Annotated in this window: 11 protein-coding genes; 10 read left to right on the forward strand and 1 reads right to left on the reverse strand. The window is 52.9% G+C overall.

All coding sequences use genetic code 11. The features are described 5' to 3' along the window. Window positions 1-78: 78 nt before the first annotated feature. The 10 genes from tar (at window position 79) to bglB (ending at window position 11,631) form a co-directional block, all read left to right on the forward strand. Entirely contained in the window at window positions 79-1,740 is a 1,662-nt protein-coding gene (gene tar / locus I6L54_RS11170; RefSeq protein WP_005127686.1) for a methyl-accepting chemotaxis protein II, read from the forward strand. 43 nt (window positions 1,741-1,783) lie between these two features. Further along, window positions 1,784-3,385, forward strand: coding sequence for a methyl-accepting chemotaxis protein IV (tap, locus tag I6L54_RS11175; RefSeq protein ID WP_040232411.1), 1,602 nt, complete (start codon window positions 1,784-1,786; stop codon window positions 3,383-3,385). Between the two features lie 19 nt (window positions 3,386-3,404). Further along, window positions 3,405-4,271 carry a protein-glutamate O-methyltransferase CheR gene (gene cheR / locus I6L54_RS11180; protein ID WP_005127684.1) on the forward strand — a complete coding sequence of 289 codons (867 nt, stop codon included), beginning with the start codon at window positions 3,405-3,407 and terminating at the stop codon, window positions 4,269-4,271. Then, window positions 4,268-5,317, forward strand: a complete 1,050-nt coding sequence (locus I6L54_RS11185; RefSeq protein ID WP_005127683.1) for a protein-glutamate methylesterase/protein-glutamine glutaminase — start codon at window positions 4,268-4,270, stop codon at window positions 5,315-5,317. The genes cheR and I6L54_RS11185 overlap by 4 nt, the downstream gene beginning before the upstream one ends. A 17-nt stretch (window positions 5,318-5,334) precedes the next feature. Continuing rightward, window positions 5,335-5,724 carry a chemotaxis response regulator CheY gene (gene cheY, locus I6L54_RS11190; protein WP_005127682.1) on the forward strand — a complete coding sequence of 130 codons (390 nt, stop codon included), beginning with the start codon at window positions 5,335-5,337 and terminating at the stop codon, window positions 5,722-5,724. Window positions 5,725-5,734: 10 nt separating this feature from the next. Next, window positions 5,735-6,379 carry a protein phosphatase CheZ gene (cheZ, locus tag I6L54_RS11195; RefSeq protein WP_040232409.1) on the forward strand — a complete coding sequence of 215 codons (645 nt, stop codon included), beginning with the start codon at window positions 5,735-5,737 and terminating at the stop codon, window positions 6,377-6,379. Window positions 6,380-6,547: 168 nt separating this feature from the next. Then, complete coding sequence (gene flhB, locus I6L54_RS11200; protein ID WP_005127680.1) at window positions 6,548-7,699, forward strand: flagellar biosynthesis protein FlhB; 1,152 nt, start codon at window positions 6,548-6,550, stop codon at window positions 7,697-7,699. Beyond that, complete coding sequence (gene flhA / locus I6L54_RS11205) at window positions 7,692-9,770, forward strand: flagellar biosynthesis protein FlhA (protein WP_040232408.1); 2,079 nt, start codon at window positions 7,692-7,694, stop codon at window positions 9,768-9,770. The genes flhB and flhA overlap by 8 nt, the downstream gene beginning before the upstream one ends. Next, complete coding sequence (gene flhE, locus I6L54_RS11210; RefSeq protein ID WP_005127678.1) at window positions 9,770-10,162, forward strand: flagellar protein FlhE; 393 nt, start codon at window positions 9,770-9,772, stop codon at window positions 10,160-10,162. The genes flhA and flhE overlap by 1 nt, the downstream gene beginning before the upstream one ends. Window positions 10,163-10,491: 329 nt before the next feature. Continuing rightward, window positions 10,492-11,631, forward strand: coding sequence for a beta-galactosidase BglB (bglB, locus tag I6L54_RS11215; protein ID WP_040232407.1), 1,140 nt, complete (start codon window positions 10,492-10,494; stop codon window positions 11,629-11,631). Here bglB and mrdA read toward each other — a convergent pair. Then, the gene (gene mrdA / locus I6L54_RS11220) at window positions 11,603-13,531 is read right to left on the reverse strand and encodes a peptidoglycan DD-transpeptidase MrdA2 (RefSeq protein ID WP_040232405.1); all 1,929 of its coding nucleotides are present in this window, start codon (window positions 13,529-13,531) and stop codon (window positions 11,603-11,605) included. The two genes, bglB and mrdA, sit on opposite strands and share 29 nt — an antisense overlap. Window positions 13,532-13,645 lie beyond the last annotated feature (114 nt).

Genomic DNA, 13,645 nt, shown 5'->3' on the forward strand with positions numbered 1-13,645 from the left:
GGATTTCCTTTTTGCAAACGTAAAGTTATCTCAGTGAATGCCGATAATGTTGATAACTCGTTTTCAGGAAGGTGCCTTATGTTTAACCGTATCCGCGTTGTCACAATGCTGATGATGGTGCTGGGGGTTTTCGCACTGCTACAGCTTGTTTCCGGTGGTCTGTTGTTTTCTTCATTGCAGCAGAATCAGCAAAGTTTTGTTATTTCTAATGATCTTCGACAGCAGCAAAGCGAACTCACCTCAACATGGGATCTGATGCTGCAAACACGCATCAATTTGAGTCGTTCCTCTGCGCGCATGATGATGGATGCGTCCAACCAGCAAAGCAGCGCGAAAAATGATCTGCTGAAGAATGCGAAAGCGTCGTTGGCGCAAGCCGAAGCGCATTACGCTAATTTCAAAAAAATCACGCCGTTGCCTGATATGACGGATGCCAGCGGTAACGTCGATGAAAAATATCAGCAGTACCATGCGGCCCTGGTGGAGCTTGTCCAGTTCCTTGAAAACGGCAACATGGATGCCTATTTCGCACAGCCAACTCAGGGCATGCAAAATGCCCTCGGCGCAGCGTTAGGTAAATATGCAGATGTTAGCGAGAAACTCTACCGCCAGGCCTTTGATCAAAGCGCAAGCGATTACCATTTTGCCCAATGGCAACTCGGCATTCTGGCTGTAGTGCTGGTACTGATTCTGGTGGTGGTGTGGTATGGCATTCGTCATGCCTTGCTAAACCCTTTGTCTCGCGTCATTGCGCATATCCGTGAAATTGCCAGCGGTAACTTAACCGCAACTCTGGCTGTCAGCGGTCGTAATGAAATTGGCGAGCTGGCCAGCACGGTCGATCATATGCAGCGTTCGCTAACCGAAACGGTAACCCTGGTGCGCGAAGGTTCGGATGCGATTTATTCCGGTACCAGTGAAATTGCCAGCGGTAACACCGATCTTTCATCCCGTACTGAACAACAGGCTTCCGCGCTGGAAGAAACAGCAGCCAGCATGGAACAGTTGACCGCTACCGTGAAGCAAAATGCGGACAATGCGCGTCAGGCTTCTCAACTGGCGAAAAGCGCCTCCGATACCGCGCAACATGGCGGCAAAGTGGTTGATAGCGTGGTGAATACCATGCACGAAATCGCCGATAGTTCGAAGAAAATTGCCGACATTATTAGCGTTATCGATGGCATTGCATTCCAGACAAACATTCTTGCGCTGAATGCGGCGGTGGAAGCTGCGCGTGCCGGTGAACAAGGCCGTGGTTTTGCCGTCGTTGCCGGTGAAGTGCGTAACCTGGCGAGCCGCAGTGCGCAGGCAGCAAAAGAGATTAAAGCGCTAATTGAAGATTCTGTATCGCGGGTTGATACCGGTTCTGTATTGGTAGAAAGCGCCGGGGAAACCATGCATGACATCGTTAATGCAGTCACGCGTGTGACCGACATCATGGGGGAAATCGCCTCGGCATCCGATGAACAAAGTCGAGGGATAGATCAGGTTGCGCTCGCTGTGTCTGAAATGGACCGGGTTACGCAACAAAACGCCTCGTTGGTGCAGGAGTCGGCCGCTGCCGCTGCCGCACTCGAGGAGCAGGCCAGTCGCCTGACCCAGTCGGTGTCGACATTCCGCCTCGCGTCACGTCCTGCATCATCAAAGACGCGAGATACACGACTACCTGCAACAGCGACTCCGGCGTCACAACCGCGCCAGCTAGCCACCGAACAAGATACGCATTGGGAAACATTTTGACTGACAGCTAAACCGCGGCCTGCGCCGCCTGATGGGAGCGTTGATGTTTAATCGTATGCGAATTTCGACCACGCTGTTTTTGATTTTAATCCTCTGCGGCGTTTTGCAGATTGGCAGTAATGGCTTGTCCTTCTGGGCATTTCGGGATGGTTTTCAGAACCTGAACCAGGTCGAACAGAGTAATCAGCAACGCGCTGCGCTGGCGCAAACCCGCGCTGTGTTATTACAGGCCAGTACTGCACTTAATAAAGCAGGCACGCTGACGGCGCTGAGCTATCCGCCAGAGGATATCAAAGCGCTGATGACGATTGCACAGGACAGCCTGGCCCAGTCCGAATCGATATTTAAACGCTTTATGGCGACGACAGAGACGGCAGAAGAGGGGAAGGCGCTGCAAAGCGCAACCGAGAAAAGCTTCAGTCAATGGCATAGCGATCTGGTTCACCAGGCAACCTGGCTGGAAAATAATCAGCTGTCAGATTTTTTGACCGCCCCGGTACAGGCTTCACAGGATGCCTTTGATGCAAACTTTACGGCGTGGCAAAACAACATCAACCAGGTATTGCAAAAAGCAGAGGATCACAGCCAGCGTAGTTACCATATGTCCGGGGTGATTTTCGCCACCATGCTGGTACTGGCGGCGCTATTAACGACCGCAGCGCTGTACTGGTCGCGCAAAATGATTGTACAGCCGCTGGCGATCATCGGTAGCCATTTCGACAGCATTGCGGCGGGTAATCTGGCGCGACCGATAGCGGTATATGGGCGCAATGAGATTTCAGCCATTTTTGCCAGCCTGAAAGCGATGCAACAGGCACTGCGTGAGACGGTCAGTGAGGTACGCCAGGGGAGCTCGGCAATGCATACCGGGATCTCGGAAATCGCGATGGGTAATAACGACCTGTCCTCGCGAACTGAACAGCAGGCGGCATCGCTGGCGCAAACGGCAGCCAGTATGGAACAGCTTACCGCCACCGTGGGGCAAAATGCGGATAACGCGCGACAAGCCTCAGGCATTGCCAAAAGTGCGGCTGACACGGCGCATAAAGGAGGGGAACAGACGGCTAAGGTTGCCAGCACTATGCATGAGATTTCTGCCAGCTCGCAGAAGATAGGTGACATCACCAGTGTGATTGACAGCATCGCCTTCCAGACCAACATCCTGGCGTTAAACGCCGCGGTGGAAGCTGCCCGTGCCGGTGAGCAGGGGCGCGGTTTCGCTGTGGTCGCCGGAGAGGTTCGCAATCTGGCAAGCCGTAGCGCACAGGCAGCGAAAGAAATTAAAGGACTGATCGAAGAGTCCGTCACCCGCGTTCACCAGGGATCGCAGTTGGTGGATATGGCGGCGCGCACGATGACAGAGATTGTTAGCTCGGTTACCCGGGTTAACGACATCATGGGGGAGATTGCCTCGGCCTCCGATGAACAACGCAAAGGCATTGAGCAGGTGGCGCAAGCCGTCAGCCAGATGGATTCTGTCACACAGCAGAACGCCGGGCTGGTTGAAGAAGCGGCAGCCGCCACTGAGCAGTTAGCTACCCAGGCAGATAATCTTTCCGCCTGTGTCGCGTTTTTTAAAATTGAAGAACAAACCGTAACACAACAAGAATTGGCGCAGCCGCAGGTTGTGCCCGTTGTATCCTGAATGTGATTGAGAAGGCGCTATGACATCATCTCTGCCCTCCGGGCAAACGTCATTATTGTTACAGATGACACAGCGCCTCGCGCTGTCTGACGCGCATTTTCGTCGGATATGTCAATTAATCTACCAGCGCGCGGGGATCGTGCTGGCCGACCACAAGCGGGACATGGTCTATAACCGCCTGGTTCGCCGGTTACGGACCCTGGGACTGGATGATTTCGGTCGCTATCTCAGCATGCTGGAAGCTAACCAGAACAGTGCTGAGTGGCAGGCTTTTATTAACTCCCTGACCACCAACCTGACCGCTTTTTTTCGCGAAGGGCATCACTTTCCGGTGCTGTCTGACCACGCCAGTCGACGCAGCGGTGAATATCGCGTCTGGAGCGCGGCAGCGTCTACCGGAGAAGAACCTTACAGTATTGCGATTACGCTGGCCGATACCCTGGGTATGGCGCCGGGTCGCTGGCGTGTTTTTGCCAGCGACATTGATACTGAGGTGTTGGAAAAGGCAAGAAGCGGTATTTACCGTCTTGACGAGCTAAAGACGTTGTCGCCACAACAGCTGCAACGTTATTTCATGCGCGGTACCGGGCCTCATGAAGGGCTGGTGCGCGTACGGCAGGAACTGGCAAGCCATGTTGAGTTTTCCAGCGTGAATTTACTGGACAAAAAATACAACGTGCCAGGCCCGTTCGACGCCATATTCTGTCGTAACGTCATGATCTATTTTGACAAAACGACTCAGCAGGACATTTTGCACCGTTTTGTTCCACTCCTTAAACCTGACGGACTGCTGTTTGCCGGTCATTCAGAAAACTTTAGCAACCTCGTGCGCGAGTTTAGCCTGCGCGGGCAGACGGTGTATGCGCTAGGTAAGGATAAAGCATGAGTAAAATCAGGGTATTGTCGGTTGATGATTCTGCATTGATGCGTCAAATCATGACCGAGATTATTAACAGCCACAGCGATATGGAGATGGTTGCGACAGCGCCTGATCCTTTGGTTGCGCGGGATCTCATCAAAAAATTTAATCCCGACGTTCTGACGCTGGATGTTGAAATGCCGCGCATGGACGGTCTCGATTTTCTTGAAAAGCTGATGCGTCTGCGTCCGATGCCCGTGGTGATGGTCTCTTCGCTGACAGGCAAAGGTTCTGAGGTCACGCTGCGGGCCCTGGAACTGGGGGCGATTGACTTTGTCACCAAACCTCAGCTGGGGATTCGCGAAGGAATGCTGGCATATAGCGAGATGATTGCGGAGAAAATCCGCACTGCATCGCGCGCAAAACTGGCCGCCCACAAACCCACGGCAGCGCCAGCGACCTTGAAGGCGGGGCCGTTACTCAGTTCGGAAAAACTGCTGGTGATTGGTGCCTCAACCGGAGGAACAGAGGCAATTCGTCATGTACTCCAGCCATTGCCGCTTTCAAGTCCCGGTATTCTTATTACCCAGCATATGCCGCCAGGATTTACCCGTTCGTTCGCCGAACGTCTGAACAAACTGTGTCAGATAACTGTGAAAGAGGCTGAAGACGGAGAACGTGTGCTTCCTGGGCATGCGTATATCGCGCCTGGCGACAAGCATATGGAACTGGCGCGTAGCGGGGCGAACTACCAGATCAAAATTCATGATGGCCCGCCGGTTAACCGGCATCGGCCTTCAGTGGATGTGCTGTTCCATTCGGTGGCGAAACATGCGGGGCGCAATGCCGTCGGGGTGATCCTGACCGGTATGGGCAACGATGGGGCCGCCGGAATGTTAGCGATGAACCAGGCTGGCGCCTGGACCATTGCGCAAAATGAAGCAAGTTGTGTGGTGTTCGGCATGCCGCGCGAGGCCATCAATATGGGTGGCGTAAGCGAAGTGGTCGATCTTAGCCAGGTAAGCCAGCAAATGCTGGCGAAAATCAGTGCCGGACAGGCAATACGTATTTGAATCAGGAGTTTATTTTTATGGCGGATAAAGAGCTTAGGTTTTTGGTTGTGGATGACTTTTCCACCATGCGTCGCATTGTGCGTAACCTGCTGAAGGAACTAGGATTTAACAACGTTGAAGAAGCTGAAGATGGCGTGGACGCGTTGAACAAACTGCAGGCAGGGGGATTCGGATTTGTGATTTCCGACTGGAACATGCCTAACATGGACGGTCTTGAACTGCTGAAAACCATTCGTGCTGACGGCAGCATGTCTGCCCTGCCGGTGCTGATGGTGACGGCAGAAGCGAAGAAAGAAAACATTATCGCGGCAGCACAGGCGGGTGCCAGTGGTTATGTTGTAAAACCGTTCACCGCGGCGACGCTGGAAGAAAAACTCAATAAGATCTTTGAGAAACTGGGCATGTGAGGATGTGATGATGATGCAACCACAAATTAAACCTGTTGACGAACACTCAGCAGGGGACATCATTGCGCGCATCGGTAGTTTAACCCGAATGCTGCGCGACAGCCTGCGTGAACTGGGGCTGGATCAGGCCATTGCCGAAGCGGCGGAAGCCATTCCCGACGCGCGCGATCGCCTGGACTACGTTGTACAGATGACTGCACAGGCGGCAGAGCGTGCGCTAAACAGCGTAGAAGCTTCACAGCCGCACCAGGACGCCATGGAAAAAGGGGCAAAAGACCTGACCAAACGCTGGGATGAATGGTTCGAAAATCCGATTGAACTGTCCGATGCCCGTGAACTGGTCACTGATACCCGCCAGTTCCTTGGTGATGTCCCCGGCCATACCAGCTTTACCAATGCCCAATTGCTGGACATCATGATGGCGCAGGATTTCCAGGATCTCACCGGTCAGGTGATCAAGCGCATGATGGATGTTATCCAGGAAATTGAGCGTCAACTGCTGATGGTGCTGCTGGAAAACATTCCGGAGCAGGGCGCTCGTCCAAAACGTGAAAACGAAAGCTTGCTGAACGGTCCGCAGGTTGACACCTCCAAAGCCGGCGTAGTGGCAAGCCAGGATCAGGTTGACGACCTGCTGGATAGCCTCGGTTTCTGATGTGTATTTGCCGGATGCCGAAGGAAACTTCTCATCCGGCTTACATGTTATTCATCGGCAATTGGCGTTAAAGCCATAAATCCCGTCTTTTTTACCGCTTACTCTCCCCATTGTTGCATGGCTGTTCTGGCATTATTCACGCCTATATCTCTATCCAGGGTCTGATGCGTGGCAGAAGAAAGCGACGACGACAAAACAGAAGCCCCCACACCCCACCGACTTGAAAAAGCACGGGAAGAAGGGCAGATACCCCGATCCAAGGAGCTAACCTCACTGCTTATTTTGCTGGTGGGCGTGTGCATTATCTGGATTGGTGGAGAGTCGCTCGCCCGTAGGTTGGCAGGCATGCTGTCAACCGGATTACGCTTTGACCACAGTATGGTCAATGACCCTAACCTGATCCTGAGTCAAATCATTCTGTTGATTAAAGACGCCATGATTGCGTTGTTGCCGCTGATTACCGGGGTTGTGCTGGTGGCATTGATCTCCCCGGTGATGCTTGGCGGCTTGATCTTCAGCGGTAAATCGCTGCAACCCAAATTCTCAAAGCTGAATCCGTTACCGGGTATTAAGCGTATGTTCTCGGCGCAAACCGGGGCGGAGCTGCTCAAAGCCATATTGAAATCCACGTTGGTGGGTAGCGTGGCGGGCTTCTATCTCTGGCATAACTGGCCGGAGATGATGCGCCTGATGGCCGAATCCCCGATTACGGCGATGGGAAATGCGCTGGATTTAGTTGGTATGTGCGCATTACTGGTGGTGCTTGGCGTCATTCCGATGGTGGGATTTGACGTCTTTTTCCAGATTTATAGCCACGTGAAAAAACTGCGGATGTCGCGTCAGGATATCCGTGATGAATTTAAAGAAAGCGAAGGTGACCCGCACGTTAAGGGCAAAATTCGTCAGATGCAGCGTGCGGCCGCACAGCGCCGGATGATGGAGGATGTGCCGAAGGCGGATGTTATTGTGACCAACCCGACGCACTATTCGGTTGCCTTGCAGTACGACGAAAACAAAATGAGCGCGCCAAAAGTTGTGGCTAAAGGGGCCGGGCTGGTGGCATTGCGTATTCGAGAGATTGGCGCGGAGCACCGTGTCCCAACGTTAGAAGCTCCGCCGCTGGCTCGTGCGTTATATCGCCATGCTGAGATCGGTCAGCAAATACCTGGCCAATTGTATGCCGCCGTTGCCGAAGTGTTGGCATGGGTATGGCAGCTAAAACGCTGGCGTCTGGCTGGCGGCACGCCGCCACCACAACCTGGAAACCTTCCGGTGCCTGAAGCGCTGGATTTTATGAACGAGAAGAATACTGATGGCTAATCTGGTCGCGATGCTGCGTCTGCCCGGCAACCTGAAATCCACGCAATGGCAAATTCTTGCCGGGCCGATCCTCATTCTGCTGATCCTGTCGATGATGGTGTTGCCGCTTCCGGCCTTCATCCTCGATTTACTGTTCACCTTTAACATTGCGCTGTCGATCATGGTGCTGTTGGTGGCGATGTTCACTCAGCGCACGCTTGAATTCGCCGCATTCCCAACGATTCTGCTGTTCACCACCTTGCTGCGCCTGGCATTGAACGTCGCGTCAACGCGTATCATTTTGATGGAAGGACATACCGGTGCAGCGGCGGCAGGTAAGGTGGTGGAAGCCTTTGGTCACTTCCTGGTCGGCGGTAACTTTGCCATCGGTATCGTGGTCTTCGTCATTCTCGTCATCATTAACTTTATGGTTATCACCAAAGGTGCGGGACGTATCGCTGAAGTGGGTGCGCGCTTCGTGCTGGATGGGATGCCAGGTAAGCAGATGGCGATTGACGCCGATTTGAATGCGGGATTGATTGGTGAAGATGAAGCCAAAAAACGCCGTTCTGAAGTGACACAGGAAGCTGATTTTTATGGCTCCATGGACGGTGCGAGTAAATTTGTTCGTGGGGATGCCATCGCCGGTATTCTGATCATGGCCATCAACGTGGTGGGCGGCTTGCTGGTTGGGGTGTTGCAGCACGGTATGAGCATGGGCAGCGCAGCAGAAAGCTATACTCTGCTGACCATCGGTGACGGGCTGGTAGCTCAGATCCCTGCGTTGGTTATCTCAACGGCGGCGGGGGTTATTGTAACCCGCGTGAGTACCGATCAGGACGTGGGTGAACAGATGGTCACCCAGTTGTTCAGCAACCCAAGCGTTATGCTGCTTAGTGCGGCGGTCCTCGGTTTACTGGGGCTGGTACCGGGAATGCCAAACCTGGTGTTTCTGATGTTTACCGCGGCATTGCTGGGGCTGGCCTGGTGGATGCGCGGACGCGAGCAAAAAGCACCAGAAGAAGCTCAGCCGGTAAAAATGCCGGAAAACAACTCGGTAGTGGAAGCTACGTGGAGTGATGTTCAGCTAGAAGACACGCTGGGAATGGAGGTTGGGTATCGCCTGATTCCGATGGTGGACTTCCAACAGGACGGCGAATTGCTGGGGCGTATTCGCAGCATTCGTAAGAAATTTGCCCAGGATATGGGGTTCCTGCCGCCAGTGGTACACATTCGCGACAATATGGATCTGCAACCTGCCCGCTATCGTATTCTGATGAAAGGGGTCGAGATTGGTAGTGGAGATGCTTACCCAGGGCGCTGGCTGGCCATCAACCCTGGTACCGCGGCCGGATCGCTGCCAGGGGAGAAAACGGTTGATCCTGCTTTTGGTCTGGATGCTATCTGGATTGAAAGCGCGCTAAAAGAGCAGGCGCAAATTCAGGGCTTCACCGTTGTTGAAGCCAGTACGGTAGTTGCCACACACCTGAACCATCTGATTGGCCAGTTTGCCGCAGAGCTGTTTGGTCGCCAGGAGGCGCAACAGCTGTTGGATCGTGTTTCACAAGAAATGCCAAAACTGACAGAAGATCTGGTGCCGGGTGTGGTCACGCTGACCACGCTGCACAAAGTGCTGCAGAACCTGCTGGATGAAAAAGTCCCTATTCGTGATATGCGCACCATTCTTGAAACGTTGGCGGAACATGCCCCGTTACAGACTGATCCGCATGAACTTACCGCAGTGGTGCGTGTGGCGCTTGGACGGGCGATTACTCAACAGTGGTTCCCGGGTAACGAGGAAGTTCAGGTTATCGGACTCGATACACCGCTTGAGCGTCTGTTGTTACAGGCGTTACAGGGCGGTGGGGGCCTTGAACCTGGTCTGGCAGACCGACTGCTGGCACAGACGCAGGAAGCGCTGTCGCGTCAGGAAATGTTGGGTGCGCCGCCAGTATTGCTGGTGAATCATGCGCTGCGACCTCTCCTGGCGCGTTTTTTACGCCGCAGTATTCCGCAGTTGGTGGTGTTGTCGAATATGGAGCTTTCCGATAACCGCCATATCCGTATGACCGCGACCATTGGAGGTAAATAATGCGTAAATTTCTTTGGCTGTTGCTTTTTCCTCTGGCGGTACAGGCCGCCGGGGAAGGAACATGGCAGGCAAGCGGTATGGGGATTACCTTAAATTATCGTGGGGAGTCGGCTTCATCTTCGCCTTTGGTTCCCAGCCAGCCGGTTTCCGGCCTGATGACGCTGGTCGCCTGGCGCTATGAATTAAATGGGCCTACGCCTGCGGGGTTACGTGTGCGCTTATGCTCTCAATCTCGTTGCGTCGAACTGGATGGACAAAGCGGTACCACCAATGGCTTTAATAATGTCCCTGCGATTGAACCCATGCACTTCGTCTGGGAAGTGCCTGGTGGCGGTCGCCTGATCCCTGCCTTGCAGGTTCAGAGCAATCAGGTGATTGTGAACTACCGTTAATTCCCTTCTTTACGTCGGCCAGCAGGCGACACTGCTGGTCACCTCGCAGTTCTGAATGACCATCCCGATCAAAAAGAAACGCCGTTTTATAAAATTAGTGACCTGTGTTATCGGACTCTTTGTGCTATTGCCATTTCGCAAAAACCCCTGGCAGAAACAAAAAGGCTTCCCCTGTGATTAGCTTTTACTGTGACCCGGTAATGATACCCAATGTTGACGAATCACTTTAGGGTAACAACACACAGGATTTTCCGAATCGTAATAAACCTGCCGCGCCGAAACTGGAACAGGGCGCAGCATTGAATTCGACACTGACAGAGGTTAAGGAAATGATTGTTTACCCGGTTAAACACAGTCCATTGTTGCGTCAACCAGAACATTTTATTGCCAGGGATGAATTAAAAACGCTCATTAAAAAGGTGACGCATAACCTGGTCAATATTCATGATGAAACGGGCGAGTTCTTGCTGCGACTGGATGACGGACGTGTTATCGATACCAAAGGCTGGGCCGGATGGGAGTGGACGCACGGCGTCGGCTTGTACGGAATGTATCAGTATTATCAGCAAACTGGCGATGCAACGATGCGCGATATCATCGACGGCTGGTTTGCCGAACGCTTTGCGGAAGGCGCAACCACCAAAAACGTTAACACCATGGCACCGTTTTTAACGCTGGCGTATCGCTATGAAGAGACGCGTAATCCGGCGTATCTGCCGTGGCTTGACAGTTGGGCTGAGTGGGCAATGCATGATATGCCGCGTACTGACTTCGGCGGTATGCAGCACATTACGCTGGCGGAAGAAAATCATCAGCAGATGTGGGATGACACGCTGATGATGACGGTTTTACCGCTGGCGAAAATTGGCAAGTTGCTCAATCGCCCTGAGTATATCGAAGAGGCCACGTATCAGTTTCTGCTGCATGTACAAAATCTGATGGATAAGAAAACGGGGCTGTGGTTCCACGGCTGGAGCTATGTGGGGCAGCATAACTTCGCCAACGCCCGCTGGGCGCGGGGTAATAGTTGGCTTACGATTGTAATCCCGGACTTCCTTGAACTACTGAATTTGCCGGCAAACAACGCCGTGCATCGCTATCTGGTGCAGGTTCTGAATGCGCAAATTGCAGCCCTGGCGGAATGCCAGGATGAAAGTGGGCTGTGGCACACCTTGCTGGACGACCCGCAGTCATATCTGGAAGCATCGGCTAGCGCCGGATTTGCTTATGGGATCCTCAAGGCGGTACGTAAACGCTATGCCGGACAAGACTATGCAGCAGTAGCCGAAAAAGCCATCAGAGGTATTGTGCAACATATTTCACCGGAAGGTGAATTGCTGCATACCTCGTTTGGCACCGGCATGGGGCACAATCTCGATTTCTACCACAACATCCCTCTCACCTCTATGCCTTACGGGCAGGCTATGGCAATGCTGTGCCTTACCGAATATTTGCGTAAGTACTATTAATCGTGTCTCCCGCTGATGCTGTACTGACCGGACCTGGTTGTTCTGCGGCATCGGGTTGCCCGGGCGGCGCAAACAGATGATCCATGATTTGGCGCATGACCGGCGCGGCGGTAACCCCGTCGCTGCCGCCGTTTTCCAGAATTAATGCAATGGCGACTTTTGGGTTCTTATACGGCGCAAACGCGGTATAGAATACGTGGTCGCGCAGGCGTATGGGGATCATCTTCGCATTGTAAGTCTGGTTTTCTTTCAGGCTAAAGACCTGTGATGTCCCGCTTTTGGCCGCGATGCCATAAGGTGCCGTATGGAAAAATTTATACCCGGTACCGTTTGGTGCATTCGCCATGCCGAACATCGCCTGACGCACCAGTCCCCAATAGGGTGATGAAGCAGAAGCAATTTGTGTGGGTGCTTCGGGAGCCTGATACGGCGTGATGGCTTTCCCGCTCTCTTCATCAAGTAGCAGGTGAGGGGCAATAACCTTGCCGTTGTTAATCAGCGCGACCATGGCTTTTACCATCTGGATCGGCGTGGCAATCCAGTAGCCCTGACCGATGCCAACCGAAATGGTATCTCCCTGATACCAGGCTTTTTTATGCACTTTCTGCTTCCATTCGCGACTCGGGAGCAGGCCGTTATACTCCTCATCAAGATCGATGCCGGTCGGTTTGCCATAGCCAAACTGGCCGAGCATGCTGTTAATCCGGTCAATTCCCATCATATACGCGACCTGATAAAAGAACGTGTCAGCAGACTCTTCAATCGCTTTGGTGACATCCAGCATACCGTGACCCGTTTTTTTCCAGTCGCGGTAATGTCGCTCGGTGCCGGGGAGCGTCCAGGTGGCCGCGCCGAAGAAGCTGGTCTGCGGCGTGATCACACCGTCCAGTAAGGCTGACATCGCCATGTACGGTTTTACCGTTGAGGCAGGAGGATATAACCCCTGGGTGACGCGGTTAATTAATGGCAGGTTTTTATCCTGCAACAGCGTGTTGTAGTCCTGGTAGCTGATGCCTTTTACAAACGGGTTGGGGTCATAGCTGGGATTTGAGACCATTGCCAGCACGGAGCCATCATGGGGATCTTCCACCAACACCGCGGCGCGTTGGCCCACCAGCAGGCTTTCAATGTATTCCTGCAAGTGTAAATCCAGCGTCAGATGGATATCTTTGCCGGCGACAGGGGGGACGTCTTTAATCAAACGTACAATACGCCCGTGATTATCAACTTCCACTTCCTGATAGCCCGTTTTGCCGTGCAGATCATTCTCGTAGTAGTGCTCAATGCCTTGTTTACCAATGTTGTGATCGGCGGCGTAGTTCTCTGCCAGCCCTTTTTTATCCAGTGCTTTCAGATCGCTATCGTTGATTTTTGATACGTAGCCAAGTACATGTGCCAGCGCCGCCCCATAAGGATACTGGCGATCTTCGTAGCTATTGATGGTCACACCGCTGAAATGGAACTGATTCACAGAAAAACGGGCAATTTCTACATCGGTTAGCGCATTTTTTAGCACCACCGGGCGATAGCGGCTACTGGCCTTCAGCTCATGGCGAAACTGGTCAATATCATCTGGCGTGAGGTCAACAATCGGTGTGAGTTGCTTCAGCAGGGCGTCCATATCGCTGATTTTATAAGGCGTAACAGAAATGTCGTACCAGGTGACATTTCGTACCAGCGGGATACCGTTGCGATCATAAATGATACCGCGCGTTGGGGCGACGGGCAGCATTTTGATGTCGTTTGCATCCGATCGGGTGGTGTAATACTGGTGTTGACGGATTTGTAAGTTATAGAGGTTATAAATCAGGATGCCAAAACAGATGACGACCAGGCCAAAGGCCACCATTACACGCCGCTGGAAAAGTTTTTCTTCCGCCTCAAAATCTCTGAATGTCATTGACCCGTACCCGATTAATTCGCCGCCTAATGATACGGAGGCGTAAACGGGATGACAGGCAAAAAATGTTCCATCCCTCTACGGAAATGTGTCATTCCTTGTGAGTTGTTACAA

It is taken from the genome of Citrobacter pasteurii (genome assembly GCF_019047765.1).
In the GTDB taxonomy this organism is placed as follows: domain Bacteria; phylum Pseudomonadota; class Gammaproteobacteria; order Enterobacterales; family Enterobacteriaceae; genus Citrobacter; species Citrobacter pasteurii.

Bases quoted from the DNA above. Each gene is read 5' to 3' on its own strand.
- tar (WP_005127686.1), top strand. From the start codon at position 79: ATGTTTAACCGTATCCGCGTTGTCACAATGCTGATGATGGTGCTGGGG.
- tap (WP_040232411.1), top strand. From the start codon at position 1,784: ATGTTTAATCGTATGCGAATTTCGACCACGCTGTTTTTGATTTTAATC.
- cheR (WP_005127684.1), top strand. From the start codon at position 3,405: ATGACATCATCTCTGCCCTCCGGGCAAACGTCATTATTGTTACAGATG.
- I6L54_RS11185 (WP_005127683.1), top strand. From the start codon at position 4,268: ATGAGTAAAATCAGGGTATTGTCGGTTGATGATTCTGCATTGATGCGT.
- cheY (WP_005127682.1), top strand. From the start codon at position 5,335: ATGGCGGATAAAGAGCTTAGGTTTTTGGTTGTGGATGACTTTTCCACC.
- cheZ (WP_040232409.1), top strand. From the start codon at position 5,735: ATGATGCAACCACAAATTAAACCTGTTGACGAACACTCAGCAGGGGAC.
- flhA (WP_040232408.1), top strand. From the start codon at position 7,692: ATGGCTAATCTGGTCGCGATGCTGCGTCTGCCCGGCAACCTGAAATCC.
- flhE (WP_005127678.1), top strand. From the start codon at position 9,770: ATGCGTAAATTTCTTTGGCTGTTGCTTTTTCCTCTGGCGGTACAGGCC.
- bglB (WP_040232407.1), top strand. From the start codon at position 10,492: ATGATTGTTTACCCGGTTAAACACAGTCCATTGTTGCGTCAACCAGAA.
- mrdA (WP_040232405.1), bottom strand. From the start codon at position 13,531: ATGACATTCAGAGATTTTGAGGCGGAAGAAAAACTTTTCCAGCGGCGT.